General features: G+C 65.0%; 23 protein-coding genes and 1 tRNA gene. 13 read left to right on the top strand and 11 right to left on the bottom strand.

Annotation, left to right across the window (positions count from 1 at the left end):
* Nucleotide 1: 1 nt before the first annotated feature.
* Nucleotides 2-589: a response regulator transcription factor gene (locus AC07OK_RS09215; protein ID WP_020701253.1), complete on the top strand. Its 588-nt coding sequence runs from the start codon at nt 2-4 to the stop codon at nt 587-589.
* 8 nt (nt 590-597) lie between these two features.
* Here AC07OK_RS09215 and AC07OK_RS09220 read toward each other — a convergent pair whose 3' ends face one another.
* Entirely contained in the window at nt 598-1,020 is a 423-nt protein-coding gene (locus AC07OK_RS09220) for a DUF4188 domain-containing protein (protein ID WP_494690027.1), read from the bottom strand.
* On the bottom strand, nt 1,017-1,685 hold the full coding sequence (locus AC07OK_RS09225) for a TetR/AcrR family transcriptional regulator (RefSeq protein ID WP_494690028.1): 669 nt from the start codon (nt 1,683-1,685) through the stop codon (nt 1,017-1,019). The genes AC07OK_RS09220 and AC07OK_RS09225 overlap by 4 nt, the downstream gene beginning before the upstream one ends.
* 75 nt (nt 1,686-1,760) lie before the next feature.
* On the opposite strand from AC07OK_RS09225, the gene AC07OK_RS09230 reads away from it, so the two are divergent.
* From AC07OK_RS09230 to AC07OK_RS09240, 3 genes are all read left to right on the top strand, one after another.
* Entirely contained in the window at nt 1,761-2,456 is a 696-nt protein-coding gene (locus tag AC07OK_RS09230) for a hypothetical protein (protein WP_494690029.1), read from the top strand.
* A 64-nt stretch (nt 2,457-2,520) separates the two neighbouring features.
* Entirely contained in the window at nt 2,521-2,784 is a 264-nt protein-coding gene (locus tag AC07OK_RS09235) for a BrnT family toxin (RefSeq protein ID WP_494690030.1), read from the top strand.
* Nucleotides 2,747-2,956 (top strand): hypothetical protein, encoded by a 210-nt coding sequence (locus tag AC07OK_RS09240; protein WP_494690031.1) that lies wholly within the window; start codon nt 2,747-2,749, stop codon nt 2,954-2,956. The genes AC07OK_RS09235 and AC07OK_RS09240 overlap by 38 nt, the downstream gene beginning before the upstream one ends.
* Nucleotides 2,957-3,328: 372 nt before the next feature.
* Here AC07OK_RS09240 and AC07OK_RS09245 read toward each other — a convergent pair whose 3' ends face one another.
* Nucleotides 3,329-5,095, bottom strand: coding sequence for a DUF885 domain-containing protein (locus AC07OK_RS09245; protein WP_494690032.1), 1,767 nt, complete (start codon nt 5,093-5,095; stop codon nt 3,329-3,331).
* A gap of 42 nt (nt 5,096-5,137) precedes the next feature.
* The gene (queG, locus tag AC07OK_RS09250; RefSeq protein ID WP_494690033.1) at nt 5,138-6,238 is read right to left on the bottom strand and encodes a tRNA epoxyqueuosine(34) reductase QueG; all 1,101 of its coding nucleotides are present in this window, start codon (nt 6,236-6,238) and stop codon (nt 5,138-5,140) included.
* A 57-nt stretch (nt 6,239-6,295) separates the two neighbouring features.
* Here queG and tsaE point away from each other — a divergent pair, with 57 nt between their 5' ends.
* The 3 genes from tsaE to AC07OK_RS09265 are packed head-to-tail and all read left to right on the top strand — an operon-like array spanning nt 6,296 to nt 9,037.
* The gene (gene tsaE, locus AC07OK_RS09255; protein WP_020701250.1) at nt 6,296-6,781 is read left to right on the top strand and encodes a tRNA (adenosine(37)-N6)-threonylcarbamoyltransferase complex ATPase subunit type 1 TsaE; all 486 of its coding nucleotides are present in this window, start codon (nt 6,296-6,298) and stop codon (nt 6,779-6,781) included.
* Complete coding sequence (locus AC07OK_RS09260; RefSeq protein WP_494690034.1) at nt 6,745-8,178, top strand: N-acetylmuramoyl-L-alanine amidase; 1,434 nt, start codon at nt 6,745-6,747, stop codon at nt 8,176-8,178. The genes tsaE and AC07OK_RS09260 overlap by 37 nt, the downstream gene beginning before the upstream one ends.
* Nucleotides 8,179-8,194: 16 nt before the next feature.
* Entirely contained in the window at nt 8,195-9,037 is an 843-nt protein-coding gene (locus tag AC07OK_RS09265; protein ID WP_494690035.1) for a D-hexose-6-phosphate mutarotase, read from the top strand.
* 9 nt (nt 9,038-9,046) lie between these two features.
* On the opposite strand, the gene AC07OK_RS09270 is transcribed toward AC07OK_RS09265, so the two are convergent.
* Nucleotides 9,047-10,084 (bottom strand): carbonic anhydrase, encoded by a 1,038-nt coding sequence (locus tag AC07OK_RS09270; protein WP_494690036.1) that lies wholly within the window; start codon nt 10,082-10,084, stop codon nt 9,047-9,049.
* Nucleotides 10,085-10,189: 105 nt separating this feature from the next.
* Entirely contained in the window at nt 10,190-10,834 is a 645-nt protein-coding gene (locus AC07OK_RS09275) for a VTT domain-containing protein (RefSeq protein ID WP_494690037.1), read from the bottom strand.
* A gap of 138 nt (nt 10,835-10,972) precedes the next feature.
* On the opposite strand from AC07OK_RS09275, the gene AC07OK_RS09280 reads away from it, so the two are divergent.
* Genes AC07OK_RS09280 through miaA form a run of 3 tightly spaced genes read left to right on the top strand, consistent with a single transcriptional unit; the run spans nt 10,973 to nt 14,852 of the window.
* A complete protein-coding gene (locus tag AC07OK_RS09280; RefSeq protein WP_494690038.1) occupies nt 10,973-11,896 on the top strand; it encodes a peptidylprolyl isomerase in 924 nt (307 codons plus the stop codon).
* Between the two features lie 42 nt (nt 11,897-11,938).
* Nucleotides 11,939-13,894, top strand: coding sequence for a DNA mismatch repair endonuclease MutL (mutL, locus tag AC07OK_RS09285; protein ID WP_494690039.1), 1,956 nt, complete (start codon nt 11,939-11,941; stop codon nt 13,892-13,894).
* Between the two features lies 1 nt (nt 13,895).
* Nucleotides 13,896-14,852 carry a tRNA (adenosine(37)-N6)-dimethylallyltransferase MiaA gene (miaA, locus tag AC07OK_RS09290; RefSeq protein WP_494690040.1) on the top strand — a complete coding sequence of 319 codons (957 nt, stop codon included), beginning with the start codon at nt 13,896-13,898 and terminating at the stop codon, nt 14,850-14,852.
* Here miaA and AC07OK_RS09295 read toward each other — a convergent pair.
* Complete coding sequence (locus tag AC07OK_RS09295; RefSeq protein WP_494690041.1) at nt 14,849-15,253, bottom strand: VOC family protein; 405 nt, start codon at nt 15,251-15,253, stop codon at nt 14,849-14,851. The genes miaA and AC07OK_RS09295 overlap by 4 nt on opposite strands.
* 137 nt (nt 15,254-15,390) lie before the next feature.
* Here AC07OK_RS09295 and AC07OK_RS09300 point away from each other — a divergent pair.
* Nucleotides 15,391-15,467, top strand: a tRNA-Met gene (locus AC07OK_RS09300).
* Between the two features lie 57 nt (nt 15,468-15,524).
* Here AC07OK_RS09300 and sorB read toward each other — a convergent pair.
* From sorB to AC07OK_RS09315, 3 genes are read right to left on the bottom strand one after another with little or no spacing between them, the layout of a single operon-like run.
* Nucleotides 15,525-15,866 carry a SorB family sulfite dehydrogenase c-type cytochrome subunit gene (gene sorB / locus AC07OK_RS09305; RefSeq protein WP_494690042.1) on the bottom strand — a complete coding sequence of 114 codons (342 nt, stop codon included), beginning with the start codon at nt 15,864-15,866 and terminating at the stop codon, nt 15,525-15,527.
* A 10-nt stretch (nt 15,867-15,876) separates the two neighbouring features.
* On the bottom strand, nt 15,877-17,130 hold the full coding sequence (gene sorA / locus AC07OK_RS09310) for a SorA family sulfite dehydrogenase catalytic subunit (protein ID WP_494690043.1): 1,254 nt from the start codon (nt 17,128-17,130) through the stop codon (nt 15,877-15,879).
* 53 nt (nt 17,131-17,183) lie between these two features.
* Complete coding sequence (locus AC07OK_RS09315; RefSeq protein WP_494690044.1) at nt 17,184-18,182, bottom strand: AraC family transcriptional regulator; 999 nt, start codon at nt 18,180-18,182, stop codon at nt 17,184-17,186.
* Between the two features lie 125 nt (nt 18,183-18,307).
* Here AC07OK_RS09315 and AC07OK_RS09320 point away from each other — a divergent pair, with 125 nt between their 5' ends.
* Complete coding sequence (locus AC07OK_RS09320) at nt 18,308-19,378, top strand: alkane 1-monooxygenase (protein WP_494690045.1); 1,071 nt, start codon at nt 18,308-18,310, stop codon at nt 19,376-19,378.
* A gap of 74 nt (nt 19,379-19,452) precedes the next feature.
* Nucleotides 19,453-20,934, top strand: a complete 1,482-nt coding sequence (locus tag AC07OK_RS09325; protein WP_494690046.1) for a sensor domain-containing diguanylate cyclase — start codon at nt 19,453-19,455, stop codon at nt 20,932-20,934.
* Between the two features lie 5 nt (nt 20,935-20,939).
* On the opposite strand, the gene AC07OK_RS09330 is transcribed toward AC07OK_RS09325, so the two are convergent.
* Nucleotides 20,940-21,704: a helix-turn-helix domain-containing protein gene (locus AC07OK_RS09330; RefSeq protein WP_494690047.1), complete on the bottom strand. Its 765-nt coding sequence runs from the start codon at nt 21,702-21,704 to the stop codon at nt 20,940-20,942.
* Nucleotides 21,705-21,716: the final 12 nt, after the last annotated feature.

The following is a 21,716-nucleotide window of genomic DNA, read 5'->3' on the forward strand; positions in this document are numbered from 1 at the left end:
CATGCTGCATATCGTCGATGATGAAGCGGTCGTACGCGACTCCCTGACCTGGCTCGCCACCTCGCGCGGCATTCCGTCGCGCGCGTACGAATCGGCGCCGCAGCTGCTGGCGCACACCGAGGCCGGCCAGTTCGACGCCGACGGCGACTGCGTGCTGCTCGACGTGCGCATGCCGGACATGAACGGCGTGGCCGCGTTCGACCAGCTGTCCGCGCGCGGCCTGACGCAGCGCATGCCGGTGATTTTCCTGACCGGCCATGGCGACGTGCCGATGGCGGTCGATGCGCTCAAGCGCGGCGCCTTCGACTTTTTCGAGAAACCCTTCAACGACAACCAGCTGATGGACCGGGTGCAGGAAGCCATGGCCAACTCGCGCCAGGCCGGCGCGATGGCGGCGGTGCACGCGCGCCTGGCCACGTTGTCGGCGCGCGAGCGCGAGGTGCTGGACCTGATCCTGGCGGGGAAGATGAACAAGGTGGTGGCCGACCAGCTGGGCATCAGCATGCGCACCGTCGAAGTCCACCGCGCCCACATCTTCGACAAGATGCAGGTCAAGACCGCGGTCGAGCTGGCGGGCTTGTTAAAGTAAAGCCGGGGTCATGTCCGCAAGCTCCCCGCCTTGGCGAGGCCGAAAGGCGGCATGTTGACATAGATGCTCTCATGGCCGCCGGCGGAGATCTGGTAGGTTTCATGCCAGATGCCGACCGAACCGTCGGTGCCCACCGCCTGGTTGAATGCCTTCCACGCCGGCAGGTGCTGGGCGTCCCGGTTCTTCGCGTAGGCCAGCAATTGGTCCATCGAGCGCCAATACTGGACGTTGATGATGGTCCTGGAAAACCACATTTCGGCATGCAGAAATCCCAGTTCCGGTTGCATGGTCAACTCCTTGATCATGCGCGGCATGGCGGCGGCCACCGGCAGCCACTTGTGCAGCTTCCATGGTTGATTGATGCGCATGCCGATCAGGAACACGACAAAATCGCCGTCCATGCCGGCCGCGAGCCGTTCGCGCCGTATCATGGCGCGGCCTTGGCGCCGACCGCGCGGAATAGTTGCGCGAGTTGTGCCCGCCACAGCTCGCCCACCGCGGCCGGATTCGTCGCCCGCAGCACCAGCGGGGCGCCAAAAAACATACTGGCCAGGTTCACAAACAGGAAGTCACCGTCCGTATCCGCCGGCAATTGCCCCAGCGTTTTCGCCGCGCCTATCAGTTCGGGAAAAATCGCATCGAGGCCCCGTGCCGGCACGGACTCTATCCCTTCCAGCGCGGGATACGCCAGCAGGCGCTCGGCCAGCGTCAAATCGCTCGGCTCATGCGGCGTTTCCCTGCGCGCCTGGAACACGACGATTTCCGCCATCACCCGCGGGTGCTGCGAAATATCGGCCGCCGTTCGGGCGAACACGTCTTCGATCGCCGCCAGCGCGCCGTGCTCGGCCAGCACCTTGCGCGCGTGCCAGCCCACCGAGAGCGACCAGACCTGGATGAAGTAGTCGAGCAAGTCTTCCTTGCGCTGGAAGTAATTGAAAAAGCTCGCCTCGGAAATGTCGGCGGCGACACACAAATCCTTGATGCGCACGGCTTCGTAGGTTTGCGTCCCCAGGCGCGCGGTGAACGCTTCCAGCAGGGCCAGCTTGGTGCGCGCGTATTTGCGCTGCCGGAGTGGTTGGTCTTCGATATTTATCATGCTAATAATATAGTTGACTTTAATTTTGTAGTCAACTATATTATTTTACCGAATCAGTGAGAGCGAGAACAACCAATGAAAAAGCTATTGAAGGCCTTATGCTGGTCCCTGCTGGTGAGCGCAGTGCCGGCGGCGCTGGTGAGCAGTTGCGCCAGTACTCCGACGCTGCACGCGGTGCAGGAAGTACAAGTGTGCGGAGATGGGCAATGCGACAGCGCCGCGCGAAAATATTCGACCGGCCAGATGAAGGATAAATTCCAACAACTCTTGCAAGCGAACCTGAACGAAACGGCGACGATCTGCGAAGCGGACCCCAAGACCCACGCCTGCACCAACGACGCCATTTGCCATTTCGTCCTGGGCGGCGTCATCCCCGGCCCCGGTTGTTCCAAGAACCTGGTCCTGAGCGCAGTGACCCGGGACAGCGACGCCGACCAGATCAGCGTGAAAGCAAAAATGGCGCGCACCTTCATCGGCACGCCGCTGGTGTGCGGGACGGCGGACGGCACGCTGTCGATTCGTTCCAGCAACAAGATCGTCTTCGAACTGCAGCCGCACTATTGCAACTGGATGGTGGTCGGTAACATGCGGGCCACGTTCAGCTTCGCGGTGGAGTCGATGGACCTGGAAAAGGGACAACTGGCCGGCTACTGGACGCACGCAGTGTTTGGAACCGGCAACGGCAGCGGCTCAGGCTACGCTGTATTGACCTTCCCCAAGGGCGCCGCCCGCGATGTGCGTGCCGGCTTGCCGCCAGCGGCCGCGCATTGACGCCACCTCACCCCGCTTGATTCCCCTCAAGCGAGCGCCTAACATGAAGTGACAAGATCGTCCCATGCTTACCTGGGACGAAAATAAACGCAAAGCAAACTTGGCAAGCCACGGAATTGACTTTGCCGAATTGGAAAGTGTCTTTGATCATTTCATGGATACCGAACCGGATATCAGTTCGGAACACCGTCTGAAGAGCTTATGCTGGTTTCGAGACCGGGTGGTGCTGATGGTATGGATTGAACAAGGAGATAAAACCCGAATAATTTCATGTCGGAATGCGAGCAGGTATGAAACACGAATTTACTCCCAAAGGGCCACCTTTTAGCCCTGAAGAAATAGAGGCGATCATCGCAGCAGCGCCTGAATACGTCGACGACCCCGACTGCCCATACGATCCGAATAACGAGGCTGAAGTGGAAGCATACTGGTCAAAAGCAAAAATGATTTTGCCGGGCCAGCATGCCTTCCAGAAAAAGGGCAGGAAGGCCACCGATTAAGCTGCCTGCTGAAATTCCGGCTTTCAGACAGGCGCGATGCCGCCCTGTACGTGTCAAAAAGCCGGAACTGCCCCCGACCTCTCAGATCTCAAGCTGAGGCAACTGGTACGACTCGCCGAGTTGCTCCAATAGTGCGGTGACCGTGTCGCGCACGGTTTGCACGAATCGCCCGGCATCGTCGAGGATAATCGCCGTCTCCAGAGGCCAAGCGTACTCGCAACATAACCCTGGTCGCGGAAACGCCTTTCCTATCCTGGTTTGAACGAAGCGCCGCTCAAATTCTGGCCAATCGCCCGGGGCGACGATGCCCAGCGCCTCCAGCCGCGCCCACTCAGCGCCCCAGCCAACGGCACCTTGGAAGCCAGGAGAAAATTATTTCGTCTCGCCCTTCTGCGCGGCGATCCACTCGTCCACCACCTGCTCCAGCACCGGCAGGGGCACGTTGCCGGTTTCCAGCACCACGTTGTGGAAGGCCTTGATCGAGAACTTGTCGCCCAGCGCCTTCTGCGCCTTGGCGCGCAGGTCGAGGATGCGCATCATGCCGATCTTGTAGGCGCAGGCCTGGCCCGGCATGGCGACGTAGCGCTCCACTTCCGCCGCCGGGATGCCGTAGTCTATGCCCTGCTGGCGCGTCCACTTCATCGCGTGCAGGCCGGTGTCCACCACCAGCCGGCGCGCGCGGAACAGTTCCGCGTCCAGCTGGCCCAGATGGCCGACCACGTCGCCCTCGTACCAGTTGTTTTCCGCCGCCAGCTGCTCCGCATATAACGCCCAGCCCTCGCCATACGCCGAGCCGACCGCGAACACGCGATCGCGCCGGTAGCGCGGCAGCTTGTCGTTCTCCTGCTGTAGCGCGACCTGGAAGTGGTGGCCCGGCACGCCCTCGTGATACACCAGCGTGCGCATGCCGACGATGCGGAACTCAGGTCCTGGCATCGGCGCCCAGAAAATGCCTGGCCGCGTGCCGTCCTTGGCCGGACCCGTGTAGTGGGCCGCCGCCGTCTTCTCGGTGAACGGCGGCTCGCGCTTGACCACCACCGGCGCTTTCGGCGTGACGTCGAACAGCTCCTTCGCACGCGCCTCGGCGTCGCGCAGCACGCCGTCGTATCGCGCCAGCAGCGCCGGACGCGGATCGGCATCCTTCGGCTGCGAGTCCTTTTCCAGCTTGGCCATGCGCTCCTTGATGCCGCCGTCGGTATAACCCAGCGACGCCAGCAAGCCGTCCATCTCCTTCTCGATGCGCGCCACTTCCTGCAAGCCGATATTGTGGATCTGCTCCGGTGTGTAGTCGGTGGAGGTCATCTGCTTGAGCAGCAACGCATAGGCCTTGTCGCCATTGGGCAGGCGCCACAGGCCGGCGTCGTTGGTGGTGCGCGGCAGCTGGTCTTGCAGCATCGCGCGGGCCCGTTGGAACACCGGAATAATCGATTGCTTGACGATGGCTTCAGCCGCCGCCGCAAACTTCGCCTGCTGTTCCGGCGACACGTCCTTCAAGCCACTCATGCGCTGCTTCAGCGTGGCGACGAACACATTGTTCTCCGGCGCGCCGTCGAGGAAACGGTCCAGCTGCCCGATCGAGGACTGCGTCAAAAAGGTCGGCATCAGGATGCCGTGGCCGGCCGCGCCGCGCGCCTGCACGATGCCGGTGTCCATCTTGCCGGCCACCGCCTTCAGGCGCACCAGGTAGTTTTCCACGTCGCGCTGGTTGCGGATCGGGTGCGCCTGCGTCAGGAAGTTCACCAGCTGCACATGGAGGCCGCCGAACTGGTTGAACACGAAATTGTAGTCCGCGTAAGGCCAGGCATCGACGGCGCCCCGCAAATTCCAGGCGATGCTGGCGGCACTGGCGCGCTGCTGCGGCGTCAGCGTCTGCTGGTCGATCTTGGCCAGCTGCGCCAGCGCGGTCTTGGCGGCGGCCACTTCGCCGGCGCGGTAGACGATGGAGTTCGGCGTCAGCTTGCGGTCCAGGCGATCCTGCTCCTTGCCGCCGAAGTACTGCTTCTGCGTGGCCTGCTCAGGGTCGTTGCGCACCTTGGCGTTGGCGACCTTGTCGGCCCAGTCGTCGAAGCTGGCGCCATGCGCGGCCAGCGTGAAGGATGCGCCGGCAAGCAGCGAAATGAATCTGGTTGAAGTGTGCATGGACGTGGGCCTTGTAAGAGAACCGCACGAGTGTAGCGCAGTTCAAGCGTGGCAGGCCAGCGCCCATTCGACGTGCTCGCGCACCAGTTCCGACGGGTGCTCGCGGCGCGCCGTCAGCGCCGCCACGATGGCCGCATCGCCCTTGGCGCCGGCCGCCGCCGCGTTGCCCAGGCCGACCGCGATATTGCGCAGCCAGCGTTCGTGGCCGATGCGGCGTATCGGGCTGCCTTCCATCTTGCGGTTGAATTCTTCCTCGCTCCAGGCGAACAATTCGACCATCGAGGCGCTGCCCAAGCCGTGCCGCTCGTCGAAGTCGGGCAGCACCGCGCGCTGCGCGAATTTGTTCCACGGGCAGGCGGTCTGGCAGTCGTCGCAGCCGTAGACGCGGTTGCCGATCAACGGCCGCATCTCCAGCGGGATCGCGCTTTTCAGTTCGATCGTCAGGTAGGACACGCAGCGCCGCGCATCGAGCTTGCCCGGCCCGAGGATGGCCTGGGTCGGGCAGATGTCGATGCACGCCGAGCACTGGCCGCAATGGCTGCCGGTCGGCTCGTCCACCGGCAGCGGCAGGTCGACCAGGAACTCGCCCATGAAGAACATCGACCCGGCGCTGCGCGACAGCAGCAAGGTGTGCTTGCCGCGCCACCCCAGGCCGGCCTTCTCCGCCAGCGGCAGCTCCATCACCGGCGCCGAGTCGGTGAAGACGCGGTAGCCGAACTCGCCGATCTCCGCCTTGACCTTGTCGGCCAGCTGCTGCAGGCGCGCGCGCAGCACCTTGTGGTAATCCCTGCCGCGCGCGTAGACCGAGATCACGGCCGCGCCGGGATCGGCCAGCCGGGCTTCCTCGCGCGCGCGCCAATCGTTGTCGCCGCCCGTTTCCGTGTCCCTCGGCAGATAGTTCATGCGGGCGCTGATCACCCGCACCGTGCCCGGCACCAGCTCTGCCGGACGGGCGCGCATCATGCCGTGGCTGGCCATGTAATCCATTTCGCCGTGCATGCCGGCGTCCAGCCACGCCTGCAGGCCGGCCTCGGCGTGGCTGAGGTCGATGTCGGTGATGCGGATTTCGGCGAAGCCCAGCTCTACACCCCAGCGCTTGATGCTGAGGGCAAGTTCGGCTAAATTGGTGACAGGCAGGGACATCGGTAGCAGGTGGCGGTTACAATGGCTGGCGATCCAACCAACACGACATTCTAATTGATGCAGCACTTCCAAGCCCATCTCCATGACGAAGCCGGCACCGCCGCCCTGGGCACGGCCCTGGCGCGCGCCCTGGCGCCCGGCCTGGTGATCTACCTGCACGGCGACCTGGGGGCCGGCAAGACCGCCCTCACCCGCTCCCTGCTGCACGCCGCCGGCCATGTGGGCACGGTCAAGAGCCCGACCTATACCCTGTCCGAACCGTATGCGATCGAGCTCGGCGGCCGCAAGGTCAGCGTGATCCACTTCGACCTGTACCGCATGGGCAGCCCGGAGGAATTCCTCGACGCCGGCTTCCGGGAAGACTTCAACGGCGACAACATCTGCATCGTCGAATGGCCCGAAAAGGCCGACCGCGTGCTGCCTGCCGCCGATATCAACCTGTTTCTGACTGTGGCCGGCAACGGCCGTGATGTAGAATTGCAGGCGTCCACCGCCCTGGGTAACTCATGCCTTCAACGCCTCAAATTCGCCCCGAACATGTGAACAAGGGCTTAAAAAACCCACCTGTTTCACGCCGCACCGTCCTCAAGGCCGGCGCCACGCTGCTGCTTTCCGTGGTGGCGCCGATCCGCGCCTACGCCGCGCAGATCCTGGCGGTGCGGGTCTGGCCGGCGGAGGACTACACCCGCGTCACGCTGGAAAACGACGCCGCGCTCAAGGCCACCCACTTCATCGTCAAGGACCCGGAGCGCATGGTGGTCGACATCGAAGGCCTGGAGCTGAACCCCACGCTCAAAAGCCTGGTCGCCAAGATCCAGTCCAACGACCCGTACATCAAGCAGGTGCGCGTGGGCCAGAACCGGCCCAACGTGGTGCGCCTGGTGTTCGACCTGAAGGAAGAAGTCACGCCGCAGGTGTTCACGCTGGCCCCGGCCGGCAACTACAAGCACCGTCTGATCTTCGACCTGTATCCGGTCAAGCCGGTCGACCCGATCGCCGCGATGATCGAAAAAGGCGACTGGTCGAGCGACGGCAAGCTGCCGCCGTCCAGCGCGGCCGCCACCGGCAGCGCGCCCAAGGGCGACATGCCGCCGCTAAAAGCCTCCGAAGCCGAGGCCCTCGCCAACGCGCCGCAAGCGCAGCTGGAAGCGCTCAAGCCCAACACCAAGGCCGAGCCGCGCGCGGAACTGAAGAACGAACTGAAAACCGTCGAAAAGAACAGCAAGCTGGTACGCATGCTGACCGTGGTGCTGGACCCCGGCCACGGCGGCGAAGACCCCGGCGCGTCGGGCAAGAACGGCAGCCGCGAGAAGGACATCGTGCTGGCCATCGCCAAGCGCCTGAAGGACAAGATCGAGGAATTCCCCAATATGCGCGTGATGCTCACGCGCGACGGCGACTACTTCGTGCCGCTCGGCACCCGCGTCGACAAGGCGCGCAAGGTGCAGGCCGACCTGTTCGTCTCGATCCACGCGGACGCCTTCGTGCAGCCCACCGCGCGCGGCTCGTCGGTGTTCGTGCTGTCGGAAAAAGGCGCCAGTTCGTCGGCGGCGCGCTGGCTGGCGGACAAGGAAAACCTGGCCGACACCATCGGCGGCGTCAACGTCAAGACCCAGGACCGCCAGCTGGCCAGCGTGCTGCTGGACCTGTCGACCACGGCGCAGATCAACGATTCGCTCCGGCTGGGCAAGTCGGTGCTGGGCGAGATCGGCGGCATCAACCGCCTGCACAAAGGCTCGGTCGAACAGGCCGGCTTCGCGGTGCTGAAGGCGCCGGACATACCGTCGATCCTGATCGAGACCGCCTTCATCTCCAACCCGGAAGAAGAAGCCAAGCTGCTCGACGACGGCTACCAGAACCAATTGGCCGATGCCATCGTCAAGGGCATACGGCGTTATTTCGCGAAGAACCCACCGCTGGCAAAGAACCGGCTGACTTAATTAAAACGGACGAGACATGGCTGTCATAACCAACACGGAATACGGCAAACTGCCGGCAGTACAGATCACGGCGGCCGACGGCAGCCAGGCGACGGTGTCGCTGTTCGGCGCCCACCTGCTGTCATGGAAAACCGGCGACGGCAAGGAGCGGTTGTTCGTCAGCGCGCAGACGCCGCTCGACGGCAGCAAGGCCATACGCGGCGGCGTGCCGGTGATCTTCCCGCAGTTTAATGTGCGCGGCCCCGGCCTGCGCCACGGCTTCGCCCGCGTCAGCACCTGGCGCCTGACCGGCAGCGGCGGCGACGGCGGCCAGTCCTTCCTGGAATTGAGCCTGAATCAGAACGACCTGGCGCCGGAACACGCGCAAGCCTGGCCGCACGCCTTCGAACTGACGCTGCGCTTCACGCTGCACGGCGAGTCGCTCGACGCGCAGTTCACCGTGCATAACAGCGGCGCACAGGACTTCCCTTTCGGCGTCGCGCTGCACACCTATTTCGACGTCGGCCAACTGGCCGCGACCAGCATCAGCGGCTTGCAGCACATACGCTGCACCGACCATCACCAGGAGACGCTGACGCAGCAGCATCCAGCGCTGCACTTCACCGAGAAGCTGGACCGCCTGTACCAGTCGACGCCGACGCTGACGCTGAACACGGCCAACGCCACGCTGCGCCTGGAGCAGCAGGGCTACGACAACTGGGTGGTGTGGAATCCGGGCCAGGACGACGCCAAGGCGCTGGTGGACCTGGCCGACGACGAGTACCTGCGCTTCGTCTGCATCGAACCGGCGCGCATCGACCAGCAGCAGCTGGCCGCCGGCGCCACGTGGACCGGCAACCACCGCATCACCGCGGATTAGCTCAGGTCTTTAGTTCGACTCTTTGATGATGCGGCCGGAACCCGGCTGGATAGGCCGCGCATTGAGTGGATAGAGGCGGCTGAACAGCGCCATCTGCGCCGGCGAGGCTTGCACCGGCTCTTTCATCACCAGCCACAACACGCCCTCGGAACACGGCGGCGTGGTCAGCGATCCCATGAACGTGAAGTAGTCGCGGCGCGCCGGCAGCAGGTCCATCGGATCGAGCACGGTCGATGGCGCCAGCGTTTCCAGCTTCTCCAGCGGCAGGTTGTTCCACACCGTCTGGATCACCGGCTGCGGCTTGCCGCGCTCCAGCAGCAGCGCCAGCACGGCCAGCTTGCCTTCGCCGTCCTTGTGCACCAGGTGCATCACCATCTCGTAGCCCTTGCCGTTGATGCGCTCCTCCGACGGCCGGTGGAAGTGGAACTGGATCAGCTCATACATGCGGTTGTTCACGGTGATGAAATTGCCGCTGCCGAGCATGACCTGCACCGTGTGGCCGTTGTCGGTCACGTTGAACGAAGAGGGATGGTAGTCGAAGGTGATCTGTTCCAGCTCGACCTTCATGCCGTCGCGGATGTCGATCGGCGACTGGCGGTTGCCGGTGCCGCACTTGGCCCACTCGGGATTGATCCTGCCCCAGTTGGCCGGGCCGTTCTCGCCCTCGTACGACCAGTGGTTGCTGTACACCTTGGGCACCACCGGCGCGGCGGCGGCGACCTTCCTGGCCTTGGCCGCGGCGGCGGCGCGGGCCTGCTGGTTGGCGCGCATGATGGCCAGGCGCGCCGCGATCTTGGCCGACAGGTCGGATTCCGCCTCGGCCTCGCGCTCGCGCTCGGACATCTTGCGGGTCGGCGACGATGTGCTGGAAGAACCGCCGGAGGCGGAAGCGCTGGACGAAGCTGGACTGTTGGGACGGATGGACGCGATCGATCCGGTAGCGCCACCCACCGCCGATTTCGTCGAAGGCGAAATCAGCGGATCGTTTGCAGCGCTAGCGGTCGCGAGGACGCAGCAGCAGGCAATCAGGGTGAGGAGAGGTCGCATTTGTATCCAGGAAGAAAAGAATTACATACTGGTATACGGATGCATTTGGGCAAAACTTGAGCGGGCCGGGCCTTTCTGAAGGACTTTATTTACAGAACGGCACGCTCAGCGGCCCAGCATGCGGCGCGACAGCTTCCACATGCCGCCCAGCGCCATCGGCACCACGGCGATGCCGACGCCGAACAGCACGATCTCGGTCAGGTGTTCGCGCACGATGGCGATGTTGCCGAAGAAGTAGCCTGCCGTGGTCAACAGCGCCACCCACAGCACGGCGCCGGTGATGTTGTACATCTGGAAGCGGGCATGGGTCATGTCCGACACGCCGGCCACGAACGGGGCAAAGGTGCGCACCACCGGCACGAAACGCGCCAGCACGATGGTCTTGCCGCCGTGTTTTTCAAAGAATTCGTGGGTGCGGCGCAGCGCTTCCTTGTTGAGCCAGCGGTAGTCGTGGGTGAACACGCGCTGCCCGATGGCCTCGCCTATCCAGTAATTGAGCGTGTTGCCGGTGACGGCCGCGGTCATCAACAGCAGCATCAGCAGGAACAGATTCATTTCGCCCAGCGCGCACAGGGCGCCGGCAATGAACAGCAGCGTATCGCCTGGGAAGAAGAACAGCACGACCAGCCCGGTTTCGCAAAAGATAATCGCGAACAGCACGGCATAGACCAAGGTTCCGTATTGCTGAATCAGTACTTCCAGTGTTTTGTCGACATGAAGGATCATGTCAAAAAATTGCATAAAATCCATATTCTTCCCATAAAGTCTGCGCCGGAATCATACACCACCCTTGCCCCGGTCGCGGAAGTTTCCAGACCGGTGATATCCAGTTTACAATCCCCCCGAGCGTCCGCAACAAGCAGGCGCGACCAACCAAGGAGATAATGGATGTCCCTGACCCACCCGTTTCGCGCCCTTCCCCTCTCCGCCCTGGCGATCAGCCTGGCCACTTTGGCGCACGCCGCCGACCTGCCGGTCCGCCCCAGCGCCGGCGACGTCGTCAAGCTGTCCAAGCCCTCCGACTGGCGTCCGCTGGACCCCAACAACACCCTGTACATGGAGCTGCCCAGCGGCCGCGTGGTGATCGAGCTGGCGCCGGATTTCGCGCCGCTGGGCACCGCCAACATCAAGACGCTGGTCAAGGAAGGGTATTTCGACGGCCTGGCCATGCTGCGCTCGCAGGATAACTACGTGGCGCAATGGGGCGACCCGAACGCTGAAACCACGCCCAAGTCGCTGGGATCGGCCAAGGCCAAGGTGCCGGGCGAGTTCACGGTGCCGATGGCGAACGACAAGCACTTCGTGCGCCAGCAGGACGCGGACGGCTACGCGCCGCAGATCGGCCATTCGAACGGCTTCCCGGTCGGCCGCGATCCCAAGGCCAAGACCACCTGGCTGGCGCATTGCTACGGCATGGTCGGCGTGGGCCGCGACAACGACACCGACAGCGGCAGCGGCGCCGAGCTGTATGCCGTCACCGGCAACGCGCCGCGCCACCTGGACCGCAATATCACGCTGGTGGGCCGGGTGGTCTCGGGCATGCCGCTGCTGGCCGGACTGCCGCGCGGCAGCGAGGCGATGGGCTTCTACGGCGCCAGCGAGGCCCGCATGCCGATCAAATCGGTGCGGCTGGAGGCGGATGTGCCGGAGGCGGAGCGCAGCCACCTGGAGGTGATGCGCAGCGACGCGCCTATCTACAAGGACGTGGTCGACGCGGCGCGCAACCGTGGCGGCCCGTGGAACAAATTCACGCCGCATTACGTTGAGCTGTGCAATGCGCCGATTCCCGTGCGCGAGCATCCAAAAGACTAAGCCCGGCGGGGGGCGGGCGCGGCGAGCAGTTATAATCTCAGGATGAACGCGCCCGACACTTCCCCCCGCACTCCCCGTCCCATCCAGGCCTTGCCTGACCAGCTGATTTCGCAGATCGCCGCCGGCGAGGTGGTCGAACGGCCGTCCGCCGTGGTCAAGGAGCTGCTGGAAAACGCGCTCGACGCCGGCTCCACCCAGATCACCGTGCGGCTGGAGGAAGGCGGCGTCAAACGCATCGCCATCACCGACAACGGCCGCGGCATCCCGCCCGAGCAGATGCCGCTCGCGCTGGCGCGCCACGCCACCTCCAAGATCGCCTCGCTGGACGACCTGGAAAACGTCGGCACGCTGGGCTTCCGCGGCGAGGCGCTGGCCTCGATTGCCTCGGTGGCCGCCGTCACGCTGACCTCGCGCACCGCCGACGCCGCCCATGCGTGGGAAATCGTCGGCTCGCACAACGGCGCGGTGGCGCCGTCGTCCGGCGCCCAGGGCACCACGGTCGACGTGCAGGACCTGTACTTCAACACGCCGGCGCGCCGCAAGTTCCTCAAATCCGAGCAGACCGAATTCGGCCACTGCGCCGAAGTCGTGCGCCGCATCGCGCTGGCGCGGCCGGACGTGTCGTTCTCGCTCAGCCACAACGGCCGCACCATCGACCACTGGAACGTCAGCGAGATGGCCAAGCGCAGCGCCCACATCCTCGGCGACGGCTTTGCCGAGGCGCGCCTGCCGATCGACGAAAGCGCCGGCCCGCTGCGCCTGCACGGCTACGCCGGCCTGCCGACCGCCTCCAAGGCCCGCGCCGACGGCCAGTTCTTCTACGTGAACGGCCGCTTCGTGCGCGACAAGGTGCTGGTGCACGCCGTCAAGGCGGCCTACCAGGATGTGCTGCACGGCGACCGCTTCCCTTCCTACGTGCTGGCGCTCGACCTCGATCCCGCGCTGGTGGACGTCAACGTCCATCCATCGAAGATCGAAGTGCGCTTCCGCGACAGCCGCGCGGTGCACCAGTTTGTGTTCCACGCGGTGCAGCGCGCGCTGGCGCAGACCTCGGCCACTTCGCACGGCAGCGTGCCGTCGCCGCTGCCGGCGGCCGAAAGCCTGGGCAGCGGCGCCTGGCGCGGCGAACAGACTTCGTTCGGACCATTGCTGGCGCCTGACTATTCACCGACGTTCTCGCCGTCGCCATTCGGCTCGCGTGACGGCGGTGCAAGCGGTGCAGGCGCAGGCTTCGGCGCGCCGCGCTTTGGCGGCAGCGAAGGCGGCGTCTCCCAGAGCACGGAAAAATACGGCGCCCTGTTCGGCGGCTCCGGCCCCGTCACCGGCTACCGCGCCGAATCGGACATGGCGCTGCCGCAGGCCAGCCCGTTCAGCGTCTCCCCGGCGGCGATGGCGCAGGAAGAATTCCCGCTCGGCTTCGCGCTGGCGCAGCTGCACGGCATCTACATTCTGGCGCAGAACAACAAGGGCATGGTGCTGGTCGACATGCACGCCGCGCACGAGCGCATCCTGTACGAACAACTGAAAACCGCGCTCGATAGCCGCGTCGCCGGCGAAGAGATGCAGGTGCAGCCGCTGCTGATCCCCGTCACCTTCTACGCCGACACGGTGGAAGTGGCCACCGCCTCGGAACACCAGGAGACCTTGCAGGCATTGGGCTTCGACATCGCCACGCTGTCGCCGACCACGCTGGCGGTGCGCTCGGTGCCGGTGCTGCTGAAGAACGCCGACGCCCAGACGCTGGCGCGCGACGTGCTGCGCGACGTGCGCGAATTCGGCGGCTCGCGGGTGCTGATCGAGCGCCAGAACGAGCTGCTGGGCACACTGGCCTGCCACACGGCGGTGCGCGCCAACCGCATCCTGTCGACGCAGGAGATGAACGCCCTGCTGCGCCAGATGGAAATGACCGAACGCGCCGACCAGTGCAACCACGGCCGCCCGACCTGGGTGCAGGTGGAAATCGGCGCGCTCGACAAGCTGTTCCTGCGCGGTCAATAACATGAACACTCACGCTTCAAAACCGCTGGCGGTCGCCATCATGGGGCCTACGGCGTCCGGCAAGACGGCGTCCGCGCTGGCGATCGCGCAGCGCATTCCGTCGGAGATTATCTCGGTCGATTCCGCGCTGGTGTATCGCGGCATGGACATCGGCACCGCCAAGCCCACGCGCGAAGAACGCGCCGCCGCGCCGCATCACCTGATCGACATCCTCGATCCGCTCGATTCGTATTCGGTGGCGCAGTTCCGCAACGATACGCTGCGGCTGGTCGACGAGATCGTCGCGCGCGGCAAGCTGCCCTTGCTGGTGGGCGGCACCATGCTGTACTTCAAGGGACTGGCCGACGGCCTCGATGACCTGCCCGGCGCCGATCCCGCGCTGCGCGCCGAACTGGAAGAGGAAGCGGCCCGCATCGGCTGGCCGGCCATGCACGCCAAGCTGGCAGTGCTCGATCCCGAAACCGCCGCCCGCCTGGCGCCGGCCGACGCGCAACGCATCCAGCGCGCGCTGGAGATCTGCGCCCTGAGCGGCAAGCCGATGTCGGAACTGCTGGCGTTGAAGGAAAAGACAGAGCTGCCGTTCGAGCTGCTGTCGTTCGCGCTCGAGCCGTCGGACCGCGCCGTGCTGCACGAGCGTATCGCGCGCCGCTTCGACATCATGCTGGAAGAAAGCCCGGACGGTAACCTGATCACCGAAGTGGAAGTGCTGCGCCGGCGCGGCGACCTGCATCCCGGCCTGCCGTCGATGCGCTGCGTGGGCTATCGCCAGGCGTGGGAATACCTGGACGGCACCATCGACTACAAGACGATGCGCGAGACCGGCATCATCGCCACGCGCCAGTTGGCCAAACGCCAGCTGACGTGGCTGCGCTCCATGCCGGAGCGCGTGGTGCTCGACTGCCTGGGCGCCGATCCGGCCAGCGCGATGCTGGCGCGGATCGGCGAGAAGCTGGGCTAGGTTTTCCGCGGCGCGGAATCCATATAAATGATTTCCCACAAATGGCCGTCGAGGTCCTGGTAGCCGTGGCCGTACATGAAGCCGTGGTCCTGCGGTTCCTTGTAGGCGCTGCCGCCGGCTTCGATGGCCTTGTTGACCATGGACGTGACCTGCTCGCGGGACTCCACCTGCAGGCAGACCAGCACCTCGGTTGAAGTATGAGCGTCGCAGATCGGTTTTGGCGTGAAGCTCTTGAAGCGCTCCTCGACCAGTAGCATGACGAAGATATTTTCCGCCACGATCATGCAGGTGGCGCCCTCGTCGGTGTAGTGCTGGTTGAAGGAATAGCCCAGATGAGTGAAGAACTTGACCGAGGCGGCCAAGTCGCGCACGGGGAGGTTCACAAAGATATTGGTCGCCATAACGTCTCCGTTAATAAAATGCTCAAAACAGCATACCAATTTGACTATCTTTTGGCGACGCGATTCACATTTTTAAAAAATTTTCGGGACGGTCGTTGACAGCGAAGGCGCCAACCCCCATAATGCTGGGCGTTGCAGGTGATATAGCTCAGTTGGTTAGAGCACAGCATTCATAATGCTGGGGTCGGTGGTTCAAGTCCACCTATCACCACCAAGAATTTCGAAGGGCGATAACTCGATGAGTTATCGCCCTTTTTGCATATGCGCGGCCTTATTTCGTCATGGCAGCAGGCCGTGCCGGAGCCGCGCGTTCGGCGCCGTAAGTCTTGACCAGGTAGTCCACCATGTCGGGAATGTCGGCGTCCGAAAACTGGGCGCCGAACGGCTTCTTCATCTTCTTCACCGTGGCTTCCCAATAAGCGCGGGGCGATGCCGGCGGTTGCGACTGGATGTAATGCACCGAGTGGCAGATCATGCAGTTGTTCTGGACCAGCGCATATCCTGGCAGCGTGCTGGGTTTGAACAGCGCGGTTTCAGACGGCAGGTCGATGTCGAGCGCGAACGCGGGGGCAGCCATCATCAGGCCGGCGGCAAGCAGGGAACGGATCATCATGGGGCTCTCCTTAAACGGCGACGATGCGCGTCGATTCGATCACATTGCGCATGTAGCCGGGCGGGTTCCACAAGGCGCTGGCGGGCTGGCCCTGGCCGATGCGATTCACCGCCCGCACCATCAGTTCGTGGCCGCCCTTCTGCCTGGGCGTGAACGCCGCGCTCCATACACGGAACGAGTACTTGCCCAGGTCCTTGCCCAGCTGCGCGGCCTGCCAGTTCTTGCCGCCGTCCGCGGAGAAGGCCACTTCGTTCACCCCATAGCCGCCGTCGAAGGCGATGCCGCGCACCACCGTCTGTTGTCCAGTCTTGACGTGCATGCCTTCGGTCAGGCTGGTGACGAAGGAGCGCACATTCATGCGGTTGATCGGCACGGTCTTGGCCGGCGCCTTGCCCGGCTCGGTGCAGGCACACTGGTTGTCCGGGATGCGATAGGCGGTGCTCATCCAGAAGCCATCGAATACCTTGTCGGTCACGGTGATGTCGGACAGGTGCTTGACCCAGTAGGTGCCGTAGTAGCCGGGTACGATCAGGCGCAGCGGATAACCGTTCAACATCGGCAGGTCGGCGCCGTTCATCTGCCAGGCCAGCATCACTTCGCCGTCCAGCGCATGATCGAGATTGAGCGCCTTGACGAAATCGGGGCCGTCGCCGAGCGGCGGCGTATCGAGGCCGTTGAACGCGACCTGCACCGAGCCGGCCTTCACGCCCGCCTTCTCCAGCACCTTGCGCAGCGGGACGCCGGTCCAGCGGGCGTTGCCCATGGCGCCGTTCGACAGCTGGCCGCCATTGGCGCGCGGCTCGAAATGGCCACGGCTGTTGCCGGAACACTGGACCACGGCGACCAACTCGGTCGCGTCGGCCATCTGGCGCAGGTCGGACAGCGACAGCTCCAGCGGCGTATTGACGTTGCCGCCGACGCGCAGGCGATAAGTCTGCGGGTCGATGGAGGTCGGGATGCCGCTCCAGTGGTAGCGCACGAAGAAGGCGTCGTTGGGCGTGATCACCGATTCGTTGAACACGCTGAACGGCGTTTCCAGTTGCGGCGGACGGGCGGTGAGCAGGATCAGCGGCCGCTTCTGCGGATAGGCGACCAGTTCGCGCTCGCCGTTTTCGAACGGCAGCGTGACGCGGCCCGGCTGCGCCGCGAGCGCGCCGAGCACCGGGTTGCCGAATGCAGCGGCAGCGCCTATCGTGCCGGCCTGCCGCAGAAAGGAACGGCGCCGCAGCGCCTCCGTCGTCAATACGATCGCTTTATTCGCCATGCTGGTCTCCGTTGATGTTGTGAAGTCAGACATGCCAATAATGCCACAAATCGTCAGCGTCGCGCCGACGGCGGCACCGATTCCCAGCGCTTGAAGGCACGCCGGAAATTGGCGACGTCGGTGTAGCCCAACGCGTAGCTGATCTCCTGCACGCTCAGCTGCCCGGCGCGCAGGTATTCCAGCGCCAGCATGCGGCGCACCTGTTCCAGTATCTGCTTGTACGAACTGCCCTCCTCCAGCAGGCGTCGGTGCAGGGTGCGCGGCGTCATGCACAGCAGCCGCGCCGTCAGTTGCAGCGACGGGAAGCTGGTGCGCTGCTCCAGCATCAGTCGCTGCACGCGCGCGCTCAGCGAAACCTGCGCCGCCAGCTTGTCCAGCTCCCGCTGGCAGATCTGCACCGCATGCCCGAACGTGGCCGGATCGCCCACCCGCAACGGCACGTCGATGGCCGCCGACGGCAGCACCATGCCGGTCCAATCCTGTCCGTACTGAACCTCGCAGCGAAACAGCTCGCGCGCCAGCGGCGCATCGGCCGGCGCGACGAACTGGAAGGCCACGCCGCGGCATTGATACGCGCCGCGTGCGATGAAGTCCAATACGTTTTTAAACGCCAGCAGCGCCGCCTCCAGCACCGGCCGCGCGATATCGCCCAGCGGAATGCGTTCATGCAGGCGCACTCGGAACTCGTCGCCCAGTTGTTCGAAGTCGATCGAGATCATCGTCGTGCGCAACGTGAAGAAGCGCTCCAGCAGTTCCAGCGCCTGGCGCAGCGTGGCGCTGTTCATGGCGGCGTAGCCGAGGATGCCATGGGTGTGCTCGCGCATGCGGTCGCCCACTAGCAGGCCCATGGCCGGCTCGCCGGTGAGCGCCACCGAATCCAGCACCAACTGGCGGAACACCGGGAACGACACGGCCAGCTCACCGTCGTCCAGCTGTTCCGCGCGCAGGCCACTGCGCGCCAGCCAGTCGCCGACGTCGCCGCCCATGCTGCCGATTTGCTCGGCGATCTGGCGCAGGTAGCTGCTTGCCAGCGTGTGGTCGTTTGCCTGCATGGGGAGCGCCTGAATAGAGATCGAACGATTGTCAATAAATAACCCCTGCATGTCAATCCGGCACCTCCCCTGGACGCCGCCACGCTGCCTACAATGGACGTAATAACAACAAGGAGACCGCGCCGATGAACGTCCTGCACTACCTGAAGTTTTGCCTGTTCCATGTGGTCGGCCTGCTGGCCGCCGCCGCGCTGTACACGGGCGGCGACACGGTCGCGGCGTCGCTGCTGGGCGTGGTGCTGTTCTACGTGCTGGGCGACCTGCTGGGCGGCGACGATCTGAGCACGCCCTCGCTGCGCCATCACGCCATCCTGACCGGCCAACTGTGGCTGGCGTTGCCGCTGTTGTTGCTGATCGTCGGCGCGGCACTGGACAGCTTCATCGCCGGCCGCTACGCCACGCCGCTGCAACTGGGCGCCGCCGTGGTGCTAACCGGCCTGATGATAGGCACGATAGGCACCATCACCGCGCATGAACTGGTCCACCGCACCAGGGAGCCGGCATCGCTGCTGATCGGCCGCTGGCTGCTGGCCTTCAGCTTCGACACCGGCTTCGCCATCGAGCATGTGTACGGCCACCACCGCTACGTCTCCACCCGCGAGGACCCGGCCACCGCGCCGCGCGGACGCAACGTCTACTGGCACATCGTCTGCTCCACCATCAAGGGCAACATCAGCGCGTGGAAGCTGGAGCGCAAGCGCCTGGAACGGCGCGGCCATCGCCAGTACAGCCGGCACAACATGGTGATACGCGGCCACCTGATGAGCGTACTGCTGCTGGCCGCGGCATGGTTCTGGGGCGACACCGCGGCGACGCTGTTCTTCGCCGCCTGCGCGCTGTGGGGCAAGGCCATGCTGGAAGTGGTCAACTACATGGAGCACTATGGGCTGGTGCGCAATCCGGCCAGGCCGGTGCAGCCGCGCCACTCGTGGAACACCAACAAGCGCCTGAGCTCCTGGACCATGTTCAACCTGACGCGCCACTCCCACCACCACGCGCGCGCCGGCCTGCCTTACCAGGACCTGCATCCCTACCCGGAAGCGCCGATGATGATCGGCGGTTACCTGTCGACCATGCTGGTGGCGATGGTGCCGCCGCTGTGGCGCCACCTGATGGCGCCGCGCCTGCAGGCCTGGGACCGGCACCACGCCAACGATGAAGAGCGCGCGCTGGCCGCCCAAGCCGGCGGGGATTGACAGCGCTGCCGTTGCGGGGCAATCTAGCGTGAACCGACCGCCGCGCCGGTTGCCTCCCTCCGCAAAGGCAGCTGATGATCAAACGTGCCACGTTCTGGGAACGGCCTGGCTGGCTGTTCTGCGTACTTCTGTTCCTGCTCCATTTCGCCAGCGTCAAACTGACGCTGTTCTGCGCCGTCACGCCGGAAAAAGTGGTGGTGGTCTGGCTGCCGAACGCGGTGCTGCTGGCGGCGCTGGTACGCTTCAACGGCCAGCGCGCGCCGCTGATGGCGGCGCTGACCTTCGGCTCCGACATCCTGGGCAATCTCGGCACCTTTCCCCTGCATGAAGCGGTCCTGCTCAGCGTCATCAACCTGTTCGAAGTGATGCTCTCGTTCCTGCTGATGCGCCGCAGCGGCGCCACCTTCCGCCTGCAACGCACGCAGGACCTGCTGCGCTTTGTGGTGGCCGGGCCGATCGCCGGCACGCTGGCGGCCGCGCTGATGGCGGCGGTCGTGATGCAGCAGATCGGCGGCGATACCACGCCCTACCTGACGCTGGCCCGCCTGTGGTGGTTCGGCGACGCCCTCGGGCTGTTGATCTACACGCCGCTGCTGCTGGCCTTCACCTACCCTCGCCGCCAGCGACGGCGGCGCACATGGCTGGACGACGCCGGCCTGGCGCTGACGCTGATGCTGGCGACGGCCGTGCTGTTCGCTCAGGGCGGCACCATCGACGGCTTCCCCGTCACCCCTACCCTGCTGCTGCCGGCGGTGGCGGTCATCGCCTTCCGCTTCGGCATCCGCATGACGACGCTGTTCGTGGCCCTGATTTCGCTCGGCATGGCGATGACGATGACGGCCCACTTCAAGCCCTTCGGCGACATGCCGGTGTACCTGGAGACGCTGCACGCCCAGGAGTTCATCCTGACCTTGTGCATCGTCGGCATCGGCTTCGCCGTCATGCTCAACGAACTGCGCATGCGCGAGAGCGAACTGGAAAGCCGGGTCCAGGAACGCACGCGGGAACTCGAACAATCGAACCAGCTGCTGGCCGCGATGAGCGCCACCGACGGCCTGACCGGCATCGCCAACCGGCGCCGCTTCGACGAAATGCTGAGCGCCGAATGGAGCCGCGCCTGGCGCGGCAGCCAGCCGCTGGCGGTGGCGATGCTGGACGTGGACCTGTTCAAGCAATACAACGACCACTACGGCCACCAGGCCGGCGACGAGGTGCTGCGCATGGTGGCGCAGGCGCTGGCCGCGCAGGTGCGGCGCAGCGGCGATTTTGTCGCGCGCTACGGCGGCGAAGAATTCGCGGTGATCTCGCAGTCGACCGATGCCGAACACGCGCACAAGATGGCTTTCATGGTGTGCGAAGTAGTCGAGGCGCTGCGCATGCCCCATGCCTTGTCGCCCTACGGCGTCGTCACGGTCAGCGTCGGTGTCGCCGTGACGGTGCCGGATGCCGATAGCGCCGCCGCCGACCTGCTCAAGCAGGCCGACGCCGCCCTTTACCGCGCCAAGCAGATGGGACGCAACCGCGCCGAACTGGCCGACGTCCGCCCGCCGGTGTGACCACGCTAGCCGTTCTTGCCCGCCACCGCCAGCTGCCGGTACTGGGTCGGCGTGACGCCGGTGGTGGCCTTGAACTGGCGCGTGAAGGCGGAATGGTCGCCGTAGCCGCAGGCCTGGGCGATCTCCGCCACGCTGGCGGCGCCCTTCAGCAGGCGCGAGGCGGCATCGACGCGGGTCTGGATGATCATCTGGCGCGGCGTCAGGTGGAAGATGCGCAGGAAGTAGCGCTCGATCTGCGCCACCGACATATTGGCCGTGCGCGCCAGTTCGGCCAGCGGCAAGGCCTGGCCGTATTCCTGGTGGATCAGGTTCACCGCCGCCGCCACCTTGCGGTAGGCGGGGTTCTTCTTGTCCGCCATCGCCAGGTCGCGCGACACGCCGGTCAGGCCGACGATGCGGCCGTCGGCGTCGCGCAGCGCGGTCTTGCGGGTCAGGCACCAGCCGGGATCGCGGTTGGGATACAGGTGCAGTTCCAGCTGGTCTTCGATATCGCTGCCGCCGGCCAGCACCGCCATGTCCTGCGCCAGGTAGGTCTGGCCGAACGGCCGCGCGAACACCTCGGCCGGGGTGCGGCCGATCAGCGCCGCCTTGTGCCGCTGGCCGCAGCGCTGCACCAACGTCTGATTGACCACTATATAGCGGCACTCGACGTCCTTGACGAAGAAGACCACGTCCGGCAGCGCGTCGAACAACGCTTCGGCAAAAAAGGGATCGGCGATGTCCATGCCCAGGGCGCGCCGGGCGTCGTCGTGAGGGAGTTCTTTATGCATGAAGGCGATTGT

Source organism: Duganella sp. GW821-FHT07G03 (genome assembly GCF_059418605.1).